At 39.7% G+C, this 16029-nt stretch carries 13 protein-coding genes and 1 pseudogene; 7 read left to right on the top strand and 7 right to left on the bottom strand.

What is annotated here, in order from left to right:
* The coding region (locus N482_RS23575; RefSeq protein ID WP_155730693.1) for an IS4 family transposase at positions 1–880 on the top strand (880 nt) is incomplete at its 5' end.
* Positions 881–1157: 277 nt separating this feature from the next.
* On the opposite strand, the gene N482_RS23570 is transcribed toward N482_RS23575, so the two are convergent.
* The gene (locus N482_RS23570) at positions 1158–2222 is read right to left on the bottom strand and encodes a hypothetical protein (RefSeq protein ID WP_063379371.1); all 1065 of its coding nucleotides are present in this window, start codon (positions 2220–2222) and stop codon (positions 1158–1160) included.
* A 581-nt stretch (positions 2223–2803) separates the two neighbouring features.
* Between N482_RS23570 and N482_RS23565 the strand changes: the two genes are divergently transcribed.
* Together N482_RS23565 and N482_RS23560 are read left to right on the top strand one after the other, a co-directional pair.
* On the top strand, positions 2804–3118 hold the full coding sequence (locus tag N482_RS23565; RefSeq protein WP_063379370.1) for a hypothetical protein: 315 nt from the start codon (positions 2804–2806) through the stop codon (positions 3116–3118).
* A gap of 308 nt (positions 3119–3426) precedes the next feature.
* A complete protein-coding gene (locus N482_RS23560) occupies positions 3427–3825 on the top strand; it encodes a hypothetical protein (protein ID WP_063379369.1) in 399 nt (132 codons plus the stop codon).
* A 52-nt stretch (positions 3826–3877) separates the two neighbouring features.
* Here N482_RS23560 and N482_RS23555 read toward each other — a convergent pair whose 3' ends face one another.
* The gene (locus N482_RS23555; RefSeq protein ID WP_063379368.1) at positions 3878–4324 is read right to left on the bottom strand and encodes a DUF1353 domain-containing protein; all 447 of its coding nucleotides are present in this window, start codon (positions 4322–4324) and stop codon (positions 3878–3880) included.
* Between the two features lie 1478 nt (positions 4325–5802).
* Between N482_RS23555 and N482_RS23550 the strand changes: the two genes are divergently transcribed.
* Complete coding sequence (locus tag N482_RS23550) at positions 5803–7224, top strand: PQQ-dependent sugar dehydrogenase (protein WP_063379367.1); 1422 nt, start codon at positions 5803–5805, stop codon at positions 7222–7224.
* A gap of 116 nt (positions 7225–7340) precedes the next feature.
* Here the strand turns inward: N482_RS23550 and N482_RS25965 are convergent, their stop codons facing one another.
* The 4 genes and pseudogenes from N482_RS25965 to N482_RS23535 form a co-directional block, all read right to left on the bottom strand.
* A complete protein-coding gene (locus N482_RS25965) occupies positions 7341–7472 on the bottom strand; it encodes a hypothetical protein (RefSeq protein ID WP_269202122.1) in 132 nt (43 codons plus the stop codon).
* Positions 7473–8132: 660 nt separating this feature from the next.
* Positions 8133–8612 carry a MaoC/PaaZ C-terminal domain-containing protein gene (locus tag N482_RS23545; protein WP_063379366.1) on the bottom strand — a complete coding sequence of 160 codons (480 nt, stop codon included), beginning with the start codon at positions 8610–8612 and terminating at the stop codon, positions 8133–8135.
* 3 nt (positions 8613–8615) lie between these two features.
* Positions 8616–9088, bottom strand: a pseudogene (locus tag N482_RS25815) (enoyl-ACP reductase FabI).
* 191 nt (positions 9089–9279) lie between these two features.
* The gene (locus N482_RS23535; protein WP_231100921.1) at positions 9280–10113 is read right to left on the bottom strand and encodes a mechanosensitive ion channel family protein; all 834 of its coding nucleotides are present in this window, start codon (positions 10111–10113) and stop codon (positions 9280–9282) included.
* A 423-nt stretch (positions 10114–10536) separates the two neighbouring features.
* Here N482_RS23535 and N482_RS23530 point away from each other — a divergent pair, with 423 nt between their 5' ends.
* Together N482_RS23530 and N482_RS23525 are read left to right on the top strand one after the other, a co-directional pair.
* Positions 10537–12594: a di-heme-cytochrome C peroxidase gene (locus N482_RS23530; protein ID WP_063379364.1), complete on the top strand. Its 2058-nt coding sequence runs from the start codon at positions 10537–10539 to the stop codon at positions 12592–12594.
* A 177-nt stretch (positions 12595–12771) separates the two neighbouring features.
* Positions 12772–13230: a hypothetical protein gene (locus N482_RS23525; protein ID WP_063379363.1), complete on the top strand. Its 459-nt coding sequence runs from the start codon at positions 12772–12774 to the stop codon at positions 13228–13230.
* A gap of 636 nt (positions 13231–13866) precedes the next feature.
* On the opposite strand, the gene N482_RS23515 is transcribed toward N482_RS23525, so the two are convergent.
* Positions 13867–14193, bottom strand: coding sequence for a hypothetical protein (locus tag N482_RS23515; protein WP_063379361.1), 327 nt, complete (start codon positions 14191–14193; stop codon positions 13867–13869).
* Between the two features lie 401 nt (positions 14194–14594).
* Here N482_RS23515 and N482_RS23510 point away from each other — a divergent pair, with 401 nt between their 5' ends.
* Complete coding sequence (locus tag N482_RS23510; protein WP_063379360.1) at positions 14595–15698, top strand: GGDEF domain-containing protein; 1104 nt, start codon at positions 14595–14597, stop codon at positions 15696–15698.
* Positions 15699–16029 lie beyond the last annotated feature (331 nt).

Raw genomic sequence — 16029 nt, 5'->3', positions numbered from 1 at the left:
TGGCAAACCCGGGGCGATTCACTTCTTTACTGGGCGTTTTAGCACAGTTAGCCCGGTTGCTGTTGAGCTACATGTGACCTATGACCTGATTTTTGAACAGCCTTGCGAGATCGATATTCGGCCCAATGTTGAAACTGAGCGGGGCTTTCTTCCTGGCGGTCATACTCTTAAAAATACTTTGCTCTTAGCAGACGCAGGATACTTCGACCTAACCTATTTTAAACAAGTTATGGGTAATGGCGGGTACTTTATGGTCAAAGCAAATAAAACCATTAACCCAACCGTTTTATCCGCGTTTCTCTGTGGTGTAAATATCGGTGAAAAAGGCACTAAGTTACAGTCGCTATTAAATAAGTTTGATTCTCAAGCCTTAGAGATGACAGTAAGCTGGAAAAAGAGTGGTCCCGAGTACCGGCTGCTCTATACTCCAGATAAAAATCGACCCTTGTTATTGTTAACAAATCTCTCAAAATCAGATTTCCACTTCGATCAGCTTTTAGACATTTACGCTGCGCGTTGGCAAATCGAACTGTTCTTTAAAGAACTTAAGTCATGGAATAACCTAAAGGGTTTTATGACAAGAGACCCCAATATAGCAAAGTCCCTAATTTGGTTGAGTCTATTGCTGGTGTTCATAAAGCGATTTATCTGCCATGGGGCCAACCGGATGTTTGAATGTGCCATCTCGACGTTTAAAGCGAACAAGTCAGCATACTGGTGGTTAGATAACTTACTGGACAGCTTTGATTTAAAAAGCCCCCAACGAAAACTAAAGCAAATATTTAGGACTCTAGCGACAACATGCCAACGGCAACAAGTCAAGAAGGGCTCTAAAACTAGCCGATTTTGTATAGGGAATGAGTCCCTCTGTGTGGCTTAAGAACTAAGCTATGAATACAAACTAATTAAGGCATCGACGGTATCTCAAACAACACAAACAACACAAACAACACAAACAACACAAACAACACAATTAAATACTACTTTTTAGAAGGTTAGGTAAAAAATAAAAATTATGATACAGGCAAGCACATCTCACGGGTGAGATATATAGCCACCCAGTGACTAGCCTACAAAACCCCTGCGTACGCTAGATTACAAAAACCTGCTTCACATAATTAAACCAAGCGATTTGCGTCAGACTATTTTGAGCGACACTACTTGAGTAAGTCGACTAAAACAACGAGTCTGCGATTCACCGCGTCACGGTTGTTCCAATCTAGCTTTTTCCAGTCAATATTGAGCTCAAGCTTAGATACATCATTGAACAATATCGCTTTTAGAGCTTGTAAATTAGGAATATCCTTTATCTTATACGATGCATCCTTCTTGGTTACTGACACTTTATGACCAGATAAACACGCTAAGATATTTTCTCCAACCAGTTTCTTATCGGCAATGTTTAACTGCTTCTTGCCGTGAGCTTCTTTGTACTTTGCTTCGCAATCTAGTATCACCTTTTTGACTTTTAAAAACGAGGCATTAAGGCCATTTTCATAGAATTTAATCACTTCTGCATATCGCGTTAAAACGTTGTAATTGTCGTAAGAGCCCATTGAGATCCCAAGGTTTTTAGCTTTTTCTTTTACTGTTAAAGGTCGTTGGCCTACTTTCACTCTAGCTTGATCTAATCCATCAATCTCCAAGATTGCAGACAAAAAAGCTTGTAACTTACCATATTGAGGCAGGTCCTCACGGCTTGCATTCTCTTGGAATTGCTTAACTTTATATAACAGTGGTTTAGAGTCATACACTTTAAACTGCGCAGCATGCTCATAGCCAAAACTAAACAGTAGCGCGAAGAATCGCCTATGCCCTGTTAAGATTCTATATTGACCTTGATTGACAGGGTAAACAGTTGGAACCTGTATCATTTCTGATACAGAAATGTTCTCACCAAGCTCTATGATTGACTCAATCGTCTTATTTGCTTTTTTCCATTCATTAGAGCCATGCTCTAAGCAGTTGATTATACAATCTTTGCCTAGGATCACCTTTCCTTCAGCCTCCAGTAACTCAGTCAACTGCAACTTGGTAAGCTTCCGCTCTGAGAATTGCCTTGCATATTTATTCTCAATAAACACACTAGGAAAAAACCTTGCATTCGATTCATCTGGAACAATCGAGTTCAAAAATAAAGATGTATATTCAAAAGTCTCACTGTGTACTTGTTCTGCATTGTTTAGAGTAGCTAAAATCAAGTCATTCGTTTTATCTATCATTTTAGTTTTAATCTTTATACTGCTCTTATTATTAAATATTCATGAGAAAAACCTCAAAAAATTTATTAAGGCAATGTTCTAATTAACTTAACCGAAAAAGAGTTCACATGATACTTTCCTAGCCCACAGGCAACTCGAAAAGAATGCCTGTGCTCATATTATTTAAATATTTAGTTCATTCACTTAACAGGAAAACAACATTACAAAACCATCAATCTTATCTGTATGATTTACATACAAAATCAAGCTCTATTGCCATATTGTTTTCACATGTAGCATTTGATCAGAATTTCCCTGAAACTCGCAGAATTTCATATTACACAAAAATAGTACTTAGGCAAACAAGTTTTCAAAAGCATGAAATTTATTATAAAAATTTATTTTTTCTTACAGGACAAAGAATATCTGTCATAAACACACGCTAAACTACTTGAGCAGTAATTTCAACTATCTTAATACTGATTTTGATTATTACATACCATTTTCGGAATATTAAAACTTGCAATAAAAAATTTTATGAATAAAATAACCAACTTAGAGTTAACACTCTATTTTGCAAATTATTTAATTAAGGATGAATAATGAAAAAATTACTTATTGGCTTAGCGGCGCTTTGTGCATTCAATATTACAGCACAAACAGATGAATTATCAGCGAAAATTTTGTCCAATAAAATCAAAATCGTTGCATTTGGAGAAAGCGGCTGGGATGCGAGATGGAGAGAGCCAACCTGTAGTGTAACGAAAACAGACAAAGATGAGTCTGGTCGCCCATACATGTACAGCCATTATGATATGTGTACCTGCCAAAATAGTATTGCGGCTAAATACTTAATCGAAGATACACAAGACAACCCTCAGCAAGAGCTATTTGTCTGTTATGTAAATAACAACTAATTAGCTAAAATAGAGGCTGGGAATAACCCAGCCTTCTGTAGCCTGGAAAAGTAATCTTTTACTCTGGCTAACCACTACCACAATCACAATCACAATCACAATCACTCGCGTTTTCGCTCGTGTTTAGCTCCCAGCCTAACCCTTTAAGTTAGTTTAACTTTTAATTTTTTTGACCCACTTACCGGCAAATAAAAAAGTTATAAGTTAAAACATTTAGGAATAAAAATTACCAAAACTTACTGGAAAGTGTTATATTATAACATGAAACGCCCCATTTATTGGGTTAGAAATAGCTAAACAGGTTCAAAATGGTACTTTTTCAACTCGAAACATTCATTAAACATCGCAAAATTATTGCACTAATCGCTATACTTATCAGTATCACAGCATGGGCTGTTGAGTTAGCTGGTGTTGTATACGTCTGTCCATATTGTCGGGCGCAGCGTACAGTCATTGGCTTATTAGGTATTCTGTTGCTTTTGCCTATCGCTTATCATTGGATCATCAAGTATATAGCGCTGGTTATCGGCTTTTTTGGGGCTGTAGTTGCGGCAAATCAACACTTTATGAGTTGGAAAAAGATTTCTGCTGGTACATTCAACTTTCACAAGCAAATTGCAATGGACCCTTTTTTGCTGTCCGGCTTCGCATTGACTGGAATCATCGGATTAGTGTTTTTAATAATGCAGCAATCTAAGCCAGAATAGCGTCTATTACACATTAAATTGGAGGGTATAGCCCCTCCTTTTGCACACCACTTCATAAGCCGTACACACTCGGTTGTCTACCATCATTTATTATCTTATCTTTCAACTCTTGTTTATATGCTTCGTCGTCAGCATCATTGTTCCAATACCAATGACCAAACTTTTCTACGGCTATTTTCATTAAAGACGCTTTCGTATTGCTTACCCCCGAATCACATAACATATGGTAGAAAAGCTCGTCTACAGCCGCTCTGTGAACCTCATGCGTATGATAAAGCCAGTCATGTACCAATGCTGCTTTCATATACCTTGGATTAAATGGTGTGCCAACAAAATAGTTGGCAAGCGAGGGGATACTGGCCCCATCATATTGAAAGTATTTAGGAACCCAACGAACTTTTCCTTCAAGTTGATAATGAAAATCTTCAATAAGCTCATACGCTGTTTCAAGTTTATTTGAATGTGTTGCTAAAACAGGCCTTAAGTTAAGTGTTTCCATAATATACCTTTGTTTGGTTAGCGTGATATCAAACTCGCCATGGTATATAAGCAAAGAGATGTGTCATTTTTAGTGCTATTAAATAATTCAGTACACCAGACAATGAGATAAAAAATGTGGTAGCCCTAAACATGGGCTACCAAACTAACTCAGTTCTGGCAAAGCGCATATTTTTGTTATTATTGTTTTTAAAAGCGCCAACCTAGTACTCCCCGAAATAGCTTTGCTGGTTACCAGAACTGTAGTAATTATTTTTTGAGGTTAATTGACGACCAACCAACCTAAACCCCATAATAGGTACGCATCTAAATTAATGTCAACGAAAAATTTTGTGAAAATGGTGCCTCTGCAACTTTGCTCCTTAATGATTATGAACTGTAACCGGACACCTAGTGACCTACCCGTCACTCCCCTTCATGATATTATGATTAAAAATCAAATGGATATAGATTTACATACCAGTAATTAAAGGAAAAGTATACCGGTGTGTTCATCCACTAACTAATATAACAGCCAACCAAACAACGTGGATAAATACGAGTGGTTCTGCCAAATTGCGGGAGTTTATTCCAACCGATGATGCTCAATGGCAACTTTCTTTGGATCTATGCAGTGATAAAGTAGCCACTTTTCATAGTATCAGAATCGCGCCCTCTTCATCGTTGAAAAATAGAGCTAATTTAGGTCAAGCAGCAAAGTTCACTTTAAAGCTGCACATGCAAGATCCGCATTAGGAGTTTGTAAAAATTATCTTTAACCCTGAAGTTTCTACACGTGTTTACATGGAGCGACCGAGCGACTCTGTACCTGAGGAAAAATTGATTACAGCTCAAGTCAACCTTTCAGAACGCAAGCTGGCAACAATTGTAATTGATATCCCTGCTCAGCACCCTCAGTTAGATTTATCACCAAGCGCCCCAATTTTTGAGTTTTTTTGGAGGTAAGCACCTGAAAAAATGACACTATTTCTGTACTGAAGAAATCAATATATTTGCATAAGATTAGTCGGTAATAGCAAGTGTTGGTTATGAAAACTTAGTTTTGTAATCGCCAACGTATACATGAGGCGTAATGCATAAACGCCTCAACACTCATACCTGTTAACAGCGGTGAGAGCCATACGCTCTGCACGTAGGTGTAGCGGGACAGCCTCTACCCGTGATATCACAATTAATATCAGTCAGATAAATCTTACCACCAGCAACTTGTGGTGTTTTTCCTATATCAATACTCACACTATTTTGACAAAGTTGTTTGAAGTTTTTTCTTAAGTCGAAGTTTCATTTATTATTTTCCCTATATTACACTGTCCATTTTTTAGACAGATCCAACCTATCAAGACAACGCCTACCGTACAATCAATAAGTAATCCTCCTCTTAACAGCGCAGCATATTCTCGCTCTATCGATTAAACAGTTTTTTATTCGGTTGTAACGATTATACTGGTTTTGTACTTAACAAAATGCGGGCGTATAACAATGAAAAAAACCGATTATTTATCAGTGGTGCTAAGTTTTCTCTGCATCAGTCCTTTGATTGCATCAGCCGACTCTAGAGTAGAAGATGTATTTAAAACTAATTGCGCATCGTGTCACGGCTCAAACCTGCAAGGGGGAATGGCTGGTTCTTTGTTGGATTCAATTTGGCTAAAGGACGGCACAGATAAGTCACTCACAAACGCAATCAAACAGGGTATAAAAGATCGCGGAATGCCAGCCTTTGGCTCATCACTTACTGATGAAACGATTCGTACCTTAGTCGTTTATATCAGAGAAGCAGGATACCGCGCAGAATCCCAAACTATTCAAACCCCAACCTTGAACAAAAGTTTCAACACACAGTACCACACTGTCAATACGCGAGCGGTTACCTCTGCAAAAGGCATCATTTGGGCTATGGACTTTTTACCAAATGGAGATTTACTTTATACATTGAGAAAGGGCGAGTTGTGGCTATTAGGTAAAGATGGAAAGAAAGTACAAATAAAGAACACACCAGAAGTATGGCATCGCGGTCAAGGCGGTATGCTTGATGTTATGCCGGATCCAGACTTTGCCAAAAATGGCTGGATTTATCTTTCATACAGTAAAAAGACGGGTAAAAATAGTTCGGGGCGAGACATTGGTATTACAGCGATAGTTCGTGGAAAAATAAAAAATAATCAGTGGGTTGAACAACAAACTTTGTTTGAAGCGCCTAAGCAAACTCATAGAAATGGAGGCTGGCATTTTGGCTCTCGCTTTGCCATTTCTGGCGACTACCTCTTTTTTAGTAATGGAGATGAAGGACACCAAAATGATGCGCAAGATATAACAACACAAAATGGTAAAATACACCGGATCTACAAAGATGGACAAACCCCTAAAGATAATCCCTTTTTCTCTCAGCCTGACGCACTTAAAACTATTTGGACTTATGGAAATAGAAACCCGCAGGGCTTAGTAAAGCACCCGACAACCAAACAAATATGGTCAACAGAGCATGGACCTCGAGGCGGTGATGAACTTAACTTGATCTCAAAAGGCCTCAATTATGGTTGGCCCACAGTTACGTTTGGTATGAATTACGATGGAACCCCTATTACCCCGCACACTAACCTGCCAGATATGCAGCAACCAATCCATCAATGGACACCATCTATTGCTGTCGCCGGTATGAATTTTTACACCAGCAAACGCTTTAACCAATGGCAAGGCGACTTGTTTGTTGGTAGTTTAGCCAAAAAGCAATTGCATCGCTTGCGTATAAAGGATGATCAAGTCATTGAAGATGAGATTATTTTAAAAGGCCTTGGCAGAATTCGAGATGTCGTGACGGCACCAACTGGTGAACTCTATATAACAATGAATGATAGACAAACCAAAATCAGTAAAATCGTAGCCTTGACGCCCGGCAAGTAGCCAACAGGCACAGTCTCAAAAAAGGTCAATTAAATTTGCTACTTTAAGCTTTGCCTCATTTTATCGTGACTTAAAGCTTAAAGAATGCGGCTCTGGCCTGTAAATTGTGAGAAACCTTAACGATATATTGGACGGAACGAGTCAAGCTTCAAGCTATTACTTGCTTGGGTATTTCGCAATGTCGCCGCTTCGACGGTCTGATAAATCTGTTCCAGATCCTGTTGTTGTTGCTTCGAAATATCCATCATATTTTGCACAAGATCTGAGGTTTTGTTGGCCGCGGGAATTAGTGTTTCAAGCTGTTTACCGGCAACCTCAGCTAAACTGACGCTCTCATTGCATCTAATGTTTGTTTAACTTTTTCGCCACCGTCTTCGGCTTCTTTAGTCGTGTTAATCGCCACGCTATCAGTGGCTTTAATCGACTCACCCATTTTCAAAGCAGCGCTTTTAGTATTTGAAACACTCTTATCTTGCTGCTCTGCGACATTGCCATTTCTTTCGCGATTCGAGTCACCAAAGTTGAAACATTCTCTAAGGATGAGGAGCTTTGTTTCACTCTCTTAATAACTGTCGCGAATTGCTTAGACATGCATTTGTGTAATGCAGAGCAGCTATCCTCAAGCTAAGGAGGTTCACCCAGTATTGTTTGTGTATTTCGCGCAAGTGAACGGTATTCCCTAAATCCTTCGGCCGCAGTATTTAGTGCTTGTATCGAAACTAAAACAGCACAGCTAAAGTAGTAGCAATACAAAATAACCACTCCCAAGACGGCTCGATATCTTTAGCTTCGCAAACATGTTTACCTTCTAGTCTAAGACGGTACCCTTGCTGAACGATTCTAAAAATAGAATACAGTCTTTACTTTTCGCTCATTTTATTGTGCATATAACAATACAACATCTCTCACTAACCAATCTTTTCAAACACCTTCACTGTAGGCTCAATCCCCTCGACAAACTGCTTTTCTTTGGGCGCTAATACCGAGGCAATACCAAAGACAACCTCTTGCTTGTTTTGGTTCATGCATTGACAATCTAGCGTCACAATTCCATGGTTCATATCTTTATCGATAACCGTGATTTTCGTTGTGATTACATCCCCTACTTTTACCAGCGCCACAAATTTCAAATCTTGAGATAGGTAAATAGAACCAGGACCTGGTAATCGCGTACCGATCACAGCTGATATTTGTGCCGCTGTCCACATGCCGTGGGCAACGACACCATGAAATCGCGTTTGTTTGGCATACTCTTCATTTAAGTGAACAGGGTTATAATCGCCAGTTAAAGCAGTGAGCCCCAGTACATCACTGGTAGTTACAGTTCTTACAACAGATACGTTATAGCCGATCTCAATTTCATCAAAAATAATATTCTCTAGTTTCATATTTTAATCCTCTGCGTGATAGCCATTATCCACGTACAAAGTGCTGCCTGTTATTGCCATTGATAGATCACTGACTAAAAACACAGCAGCACCTGCCACATCTTTGGGAGATAAATTTCGCTTTAAAGGTGACTTGAACTCACTTCTTTCAAGCAACTGTTCAAAGCCTTTCCAACCTTATGCGGCACGGGTTTTGGCAGGTCCTTGAGATAACGCATTCACTCTGTAGCCTTGCAGGCCAAGCTCCAACGCCATGTACCGTACTGATAACTCCAAAGAAGCTTTAATAAGCCCATCAAACCATAGTTTTGTACCGCCCTAGCACCACCTAGATAAGACATCGTAATCAAACTAGATGATGGATTTAAACTTGGTTCTAACAGTCTGATCAAGCGAATAAAAAAACAAGAAACGCCCATAGCCAATTGAAATCCTTCTCGGTGCGCATCAATGAGACGACCTTTCAAGTATTCCATCGGTGCAAAAGCATGAATTACTTTACCAACTTAGGAGGAATTACAACTTAGCCCAAAATATCACCCTTAGCGCTTTATACCGCAATATCGACATTCACGAATCGTACTCTGTCACGCTGCGTTACAACTTTTAAGTGACACCAGAGGGAGCTGCAAAACAGCCCCAACTGCGCTTTCTGTCAGCTAAAAACCTATGCGCTTTTATCAATGATATGTACATCCCTTTGTGGGAAAGGGATCGCGACATTAGCACTGTCTAATGCAGGTTTAATCGCGCGATTTGTATCGAAATACACATCCCAATAATCGTCCGTCTTACACCACACCCAAACAGTTAAGTCTATAGAATTATCACCATAACCTACCACACCGACAAAAGGTGCTGGTTCTTGTAAGATACGGCTGTCGTTATTCGCCATTTCCAACAAGGCTTTCTCAGCTTCATCAACGCCGTTGTTGTAACTAATTCCAACGGCTAGGTCAACGCGACGAATGTGCTCATGGGTGACATTGTTTACCTTTTCACTTGCCAGTGGTCCGTTGGGTAGGATTATCCGGCGATTATCAAGTGTAGTTAGAAAGGTACAAAATACATCAATGGCTTCAACAACACCTTCTTCTCCTTGCGCTACTATATAATCTCCAACCTGAAATGGTTTGAAAATTAAAATGAGTACCCCACCTGCAAAATTCGAAAGACTGCCTTGTAGTGCAAGACCCACTGCTAAACCTGCCGCACCTAAAATGGCGATAAATGAGGTCGTTTTTACGCCCAGCATTGAGATGACAGATATAAACAAACACGCCTTTAAAAGCACGGTCGCGACACTACTCAGCCATTTTCTGAGCGAAACATTAAACTCTCGCTTCTTTAGCAAAAAGTCTATCGCTTTTCCAACTAACGATATCAACCATAAACCTACAATCAAGGTAATAATTGCAAGTGCGAACTTTGGCGCAAACTCAACCGCATGAACCGTTATCAAATCGATAATTTTTTGCATATCTATTTCAGCAATATCCATAACCACCCTCATAAATTAAAACTTAAGAACTAATCTTAGTTAACAAAATGGTTTTTATGCTAACTTTTTATTAATTTAGCTATCAAAATACAAGTACAAATGCGCATTTAAAGCGCAAACTCAATGGCATTATTAAGTAGGAGTTGCAGTCAAGCATACCGCTTACTAAAAGTCTTACTTCAATTGGGAGAATTAGCCTTACTCTAAGACTCAACCACCTTCAGTCGGTATCAACTGCCACACTTGTTATTTGAAAGTGTTTTTAACCTCTGAGCAGATTAACGATTTGTATCTCTTTTCAATTCTTGTGTTTCAAGGCAATTCATCTCTGCAGGCCAATTTACTCGTGTAATCACCTGTAATTTTTAGCATTAACAAAGTATGAGAAAATGCTAATGCAATTAAAAACCGTCAGAGAACTTTATGCCTCGTAATTACCCTATTGTCCTAACGTGGCTACTTACAAAGTGGCCATGGATTCTATCTGTAGTCATTATGATTGCCGTGACTTCTTTCGCCTTACGCACTATTACTGCACTGAGCGAACTAAAATATGGCTTAACTCCGCCAACTCTTCCTGAGTATCAACATATCGAAACCAAGTTTATCAATCAAAATGGATGGTTACCAAAAGGTAAATATAACAACCATCAATGGCCATACCATGCATCACAAGGCGCCGCAACACTGCCCATTCCATACGAATGGTTAGCAGCATTAGAGGCGCCAAAAAGTATCCCTTGGTTTATACTCTTCTCACAAGAAAAGACTTTCTTATCTGAGTACATATATCGTTTAGGTTTCATTAATTTAAACGATATCAATACGCCCTATTCAGACAAACAGCAATTGCCTTTGGGTCTAGCTAAAACCGCCAGCATCAATATGCCGGGCTTGGACCGCAAAGCCACCGCAGTTGGCTTCACCTGCACGGCATGTCATACCGGACAGTTCACATATGATAATACTCGATATGTGGTAGATGGTGGTCCCGCCATGACCGACTTAGGGCTATTGACGAAATCACTTGGTGCAGCGATTGGCCAGACCGTGCTCTCGAGTAAACTAGCCCCATTTGATGGCCGTTTTGAGCGTTTTGCACGTAAAGTGTTAGGTAGTAACTACAACGTTGTCAGTAAAGCCAAACTGAAAAGTGCGCTACAAGATACCGTTGCAAAGCTCGCGAAAGGACAAGATACAATCAACGTAACCGAAGGGTTTACTCGTCTTGATGCTCTCAACCGTATCGGAAACAAAGTGTTTGCAGACAATATGGACCGTCCTGAAAACTATAACCCGATCGAAGCGCCTGTAAATTACCCGCATATTTGGACGACGTCATGGTTTGATTGGGTACAGTACGACGGCTCAATAATGCAGCCTCTCATTCGAAATGCCGGTGAAGCACTTGGCGTGGAAGCGTTTGTCGACATGCGGATACCCACAAATCAATTGCAACAAGCCGCGACATTTTCGAGTTCTATACCAATCGATACCCTTTATCAGCTTGAAAAATGGTTAGCAGGTGATTATCCGCTAAAAAATTACCAGCCCGGACAATTAGGCCAGATTACAGGCCTAAAAGCCCCTAAATGGCCACAAAGCTTGCCTAACATCAATGATACATTGGCTGAAAAAGGAAAAAGTCTCTACATACGTAACTGTCAAGGCTGCCACCTTCCCACAATGGACAATCCAGAGTTTTGGACCAATCACTGGTCTCAAATTGGTTACGAACAAGACGGACAAGTCAAACTCACGGATAGAAAATACCTTCGACTCAAGATGATTGAACTCAACAAAATTGGCACAGACCCTGCGCAAGCTCAAGTATTACTTAATCGCACGGTAAATACCAAGGAGCTCGGTCTAGACACAGATCTGTGTGTACCTGTCACTAAAAACCAAAAAACGCCACAAATGCAATCAGGTCTGCAATTTGTCAACGTACAAGACAGTGCTACCAATAATTTCGCCTTGGCGCTAGGTGCTGTAGTGGAGCAGACAAATCAGCAATGGTTTGCACAAAATTACATTTCACAAGCAGCTCAAACCCAATTGGAAGGTGGCAGGCCCAACTGTTTAAGAAAGGGCGCTGGTTACAAAGCAAGGCCACTTAATGGTATTTGGGCAACCGCACCTTATTTACATAATGGATCCGTGCCTAATTTATACAGTCTGCTTTCGGAGCCATCGAATAGACCTACATTTGTTGAGCTTGGCGGATTGGCGTTTGACCCCATTAATGTCGGTATCATGCAGAGTAAACATGTTATTCAAATGAACAATCGAGTAGATGCCTTGCCAGCAAACCAGACCGATGATTATCAAGAAGGTTTTTTTATTCTTGATACTAGGCAAGATGGAAACTTAAGTACAGGTCATGCATTTACGGATGATCCAACGACTCAGGGAAAAGTTGGTAGAAAACTGAGCCATGAAGAGAAAATGGCCCTCATAGAATATTTAAAAACGCTCTAAAAATAATAGGATGCGCACTTTGTTGTGTGCATCCTCTCGCCGGTGAATAAGTCGACTCGTGACACTCACAGCCAAACTCTTACCTTTTGCCACATTCCCTGAACTTTCCTGCTCAAAAAGCGAACTAAACACTATCGCCATGCGTATATGGAAAGTAGCCATCGGGTTGGAGGTACTATGAACCATTATGTAATCAAAGGGCATGACTACGACGCTTTTCGTGACGCCCAAGACGAACTTGTCAACTTAAGAGTAGACACTGAAGATATCAGCGCTATTTGCGACAGTAAGACACACCCTCTTCATGATTTTTTAACTAACCATGTAGTTAAAATTATTAAGTCCGAATGTTTGTTCTTAGCCGTCTTAGTTGTCAGCGCGTATTTTGCGGTGAGCTTGGCGGCAATTCCAGTCACGGCAATCATCGTAGCAACTATCATATTAGGCATGTTCAGTATCTGGGTTAGTGGTATGATTGGCTCTGATCTGGTGAGATATTACTCTCTTTGCAAAGCAACAACATTAGGTGAAAAACACCCACTCGTACTACACATTGAAATAGAAGACTATCAAAGCGATATACTTAAGAAGGTTGTCGCAAAAAGACCACAGTTACAAATGCAGAAAGTCTATTAGGCAACTAAAAAAGTTAGTCAGATATTGTATTAAAACCAGAAATAGGGAGCCCATACATTGGGCTCCCTATTGTATTTTACTGCTATTTTGTAGGCTGAACTTCTTGGTCAGTAAGGGCTAATACAGCTTTTTGCGCATCAAGAAACGTTTCATATTGCTGTTGCATCAAAGCAATATAGATACACACCAAGGACTCCCTGTTTTCGCCAAAATCATTAGCGCATGACAATGACAATATGCCCAACTGGTTCCTTAATTTTGAAATTGGATCATCTTTCCAAGAGTTCACCGTTGATAAATCAAGCGAGCTATATAGATTTTGATAGTGGTGATTTAAAAAAGGTGCCAACGCGGTACTTTCTTATAAACGTGTCACATACGTTCGTTGTTCTGTTTTATTACTCCAAAACGAAGCCTTTTTGGTATTAAGTGGCGGCTAAAAAACCAGTATTCCAAGATTCGTTAATTGTGCATTTTTTACTTGAAATACACCTGCAGATTGAAACACAGGCATATTTATCCAAGAAGAAACACTTCCATCACTATAAAAGCTGTATAACAAAGAAATAATGTACTCACCTTCTGGCATTGTGCCTACAAAGACTTGGCTATCTACGGTCCCTTTTGAGTTTGCTCTTAAGCTATAATCGTCATGTTCCCAATCAACCTTTCAGGGTCAAACTTTTTACCGTGTTTCTTCGCCTTTTCTTTTGCTTTTTGAATTGCAGCTTGTTTTCGCTCTTCTTTATTATCTATACCAATAAAGATGACCTCGTCCCAGTTTTTATGAAGGTTGGCAAGGTGGTCTGTATTATTCATCAACTCAAGCGCGACAACCCCTTGTCCGGCCTGTAAAGGCTTATTATCGTTTATTCTTGTACTATGAATGGTCGTCGTTTGGCAACAAACCATGAAAACAGAGAGCTGAATGACTAAAAATAAATTAAAATAAATTCGTTTCATCTTGATTATTCTTCCATTTTTACTTTAGAAGTGGCTTCACAGACAGAGCGTGTCCTATTGCCCCGTTTAACCAAACTGTATTTTAAGCAATAACATTTTGCTCCACAAAGATTTAAACCTTCTGCCACATATTAGTTAACCCCAAAAAAGACGAAGACATCATTGTTGAATACCTAAGCACACATGCTCAAATCACCAACATGGAGTGCCAAAGACGATGGAGTTACTACAGCCGTAGCAATTAAAAATCGGATATTAATATATTAATTTTTAAGCACAAGCCCCAGTCGCATGGTTGAGAATTAAAGACAACCTCCTACTCTAAAAGGCTTCCATATTCACTTTGCAACTCTATGGAAAATTTCCTCTATACTGAATAGATAGAGTTCGAGAGGTACCCTATGATTAGCTCGCTCCAAAACCTGCTGTTTAACGCCATTAATACTGGTTGTGATAGTGATGAGGCCAATATCCACAAAGTGCGAATTACTAATACACTTGCATTTGTCGCTGCGGCCATCGCATGTATTAACATTGTGCTATTCGGCATGTTTTCACATTCATTTATCACTGGTGTCATGAACACTTGGCTATTAGCTATTTGTTTAAGTGCTGTTTATTTACAACACCGTCGGCTTTACTACGCTGCGCGGATGGTTTTATTACTTAGTATCATCAGCTACATTTTTATTCATGCCAATTGGGTAGTTGGAAAAAACCTCGGTGTGCAAAGTACTTTTTTTACCCTCCTTCCACTCCCTTGGTTACTGTTGGAGGACCATCGAAAAAGAACCAAAATCATGCTGTCGTTTTTGTGCTGTAGCTGTTACTTTTACATTCAATATCATCAACCACTTCCGCCTCTCATTACCTTTCAAAGTAATTACCAAAGCATCTTGCAGGTCGGCTCTGAGTTACTGGCTATGTTGGTTTTGATTGTACTGGCCATTACCTTTGATAATGACCGCAATAAATACGAAAACAGGCTAAGACAGCTAGCTACAGAGGATCCTTTAACAGGCCTAGCCAATAGGACCAAGTTACTTGCAGAGGGTAATCGTGTCCTGGCCTACGCCAAACGCCATCAAGAGCCCTTGTGCATTGCTTTACTCGACATAGACCACTTTAAAAGTGTAAACGATAAATATGGCCATAGTCATGGTGATACATCACTTAAAATTATTGCCAAGCTTTTAGCAAATAACTTGCGAGAGAGTGATTTAGTCGCCCGTTATGGCGGAGAGGAATTCGCATTGATCTTACCAAGCGTTAACCTCAGCCAGGCTACCAACGTTTTAAATAAATTAAGAGAACAAATCGCGTTAACGCCTGTTTGTTATGGCGATGTATGCATCAACTGTAGTGCAAGTTTTGGGGTAACTCAGCTGAATAATCCAAAACAGCAACTCACAGAGCTTTTTGATCAAGCCGATGAAGCATTGTATCTGGCTAAAAATCAAGGTCGAAATTGCGTTGCAGCTTTTAGCGTCCCCGCTCAGACATAACCAACGTGTGAATTGGTTGTAAAAGCAGTAGGACAAGTTACACATCACTTGGCAGTTTTAACTTTAACTAGCAAGCACAAGTGTATACTTCACGAGTTTTTTCACTACACTCTAACTCATTAGTATTGCAATAAAATGGACCAAACGAATGTTCATGGCAATACAGGTTCTTCGTGTGCGGTGCCCAACCACCTGCTACTTCAGAGGTTGCTTCAACAGACACTAATTTAGAAACTGAAAGTGACTTGATTTTCTTTTATTCCATTTTAATCTCATGTTCTATTTTTTGTTAAAATATTTCTGCTTTAAAGTAAAGCATTTAAAAACCAAC

It is taken from the genome of Pseudoalteromonas luteoviolacea NCIMB 1942, from assembly GCF_001625595.1.
In the GTDB taxonomy this organism is placed as follows: Bacteria; Pseudomonadota; Gammaproteobacteria; order Enterobacterales; family Alteromonadaceae; genus Pseudoalteromonas; species Pseudoalteromonas luteoviolacea_A.
The sequence above is the reverse complement of the archived record's forward strand: the minus strand, read 5'-3'. Positions and strand labels throughout refer to the sequence as shown.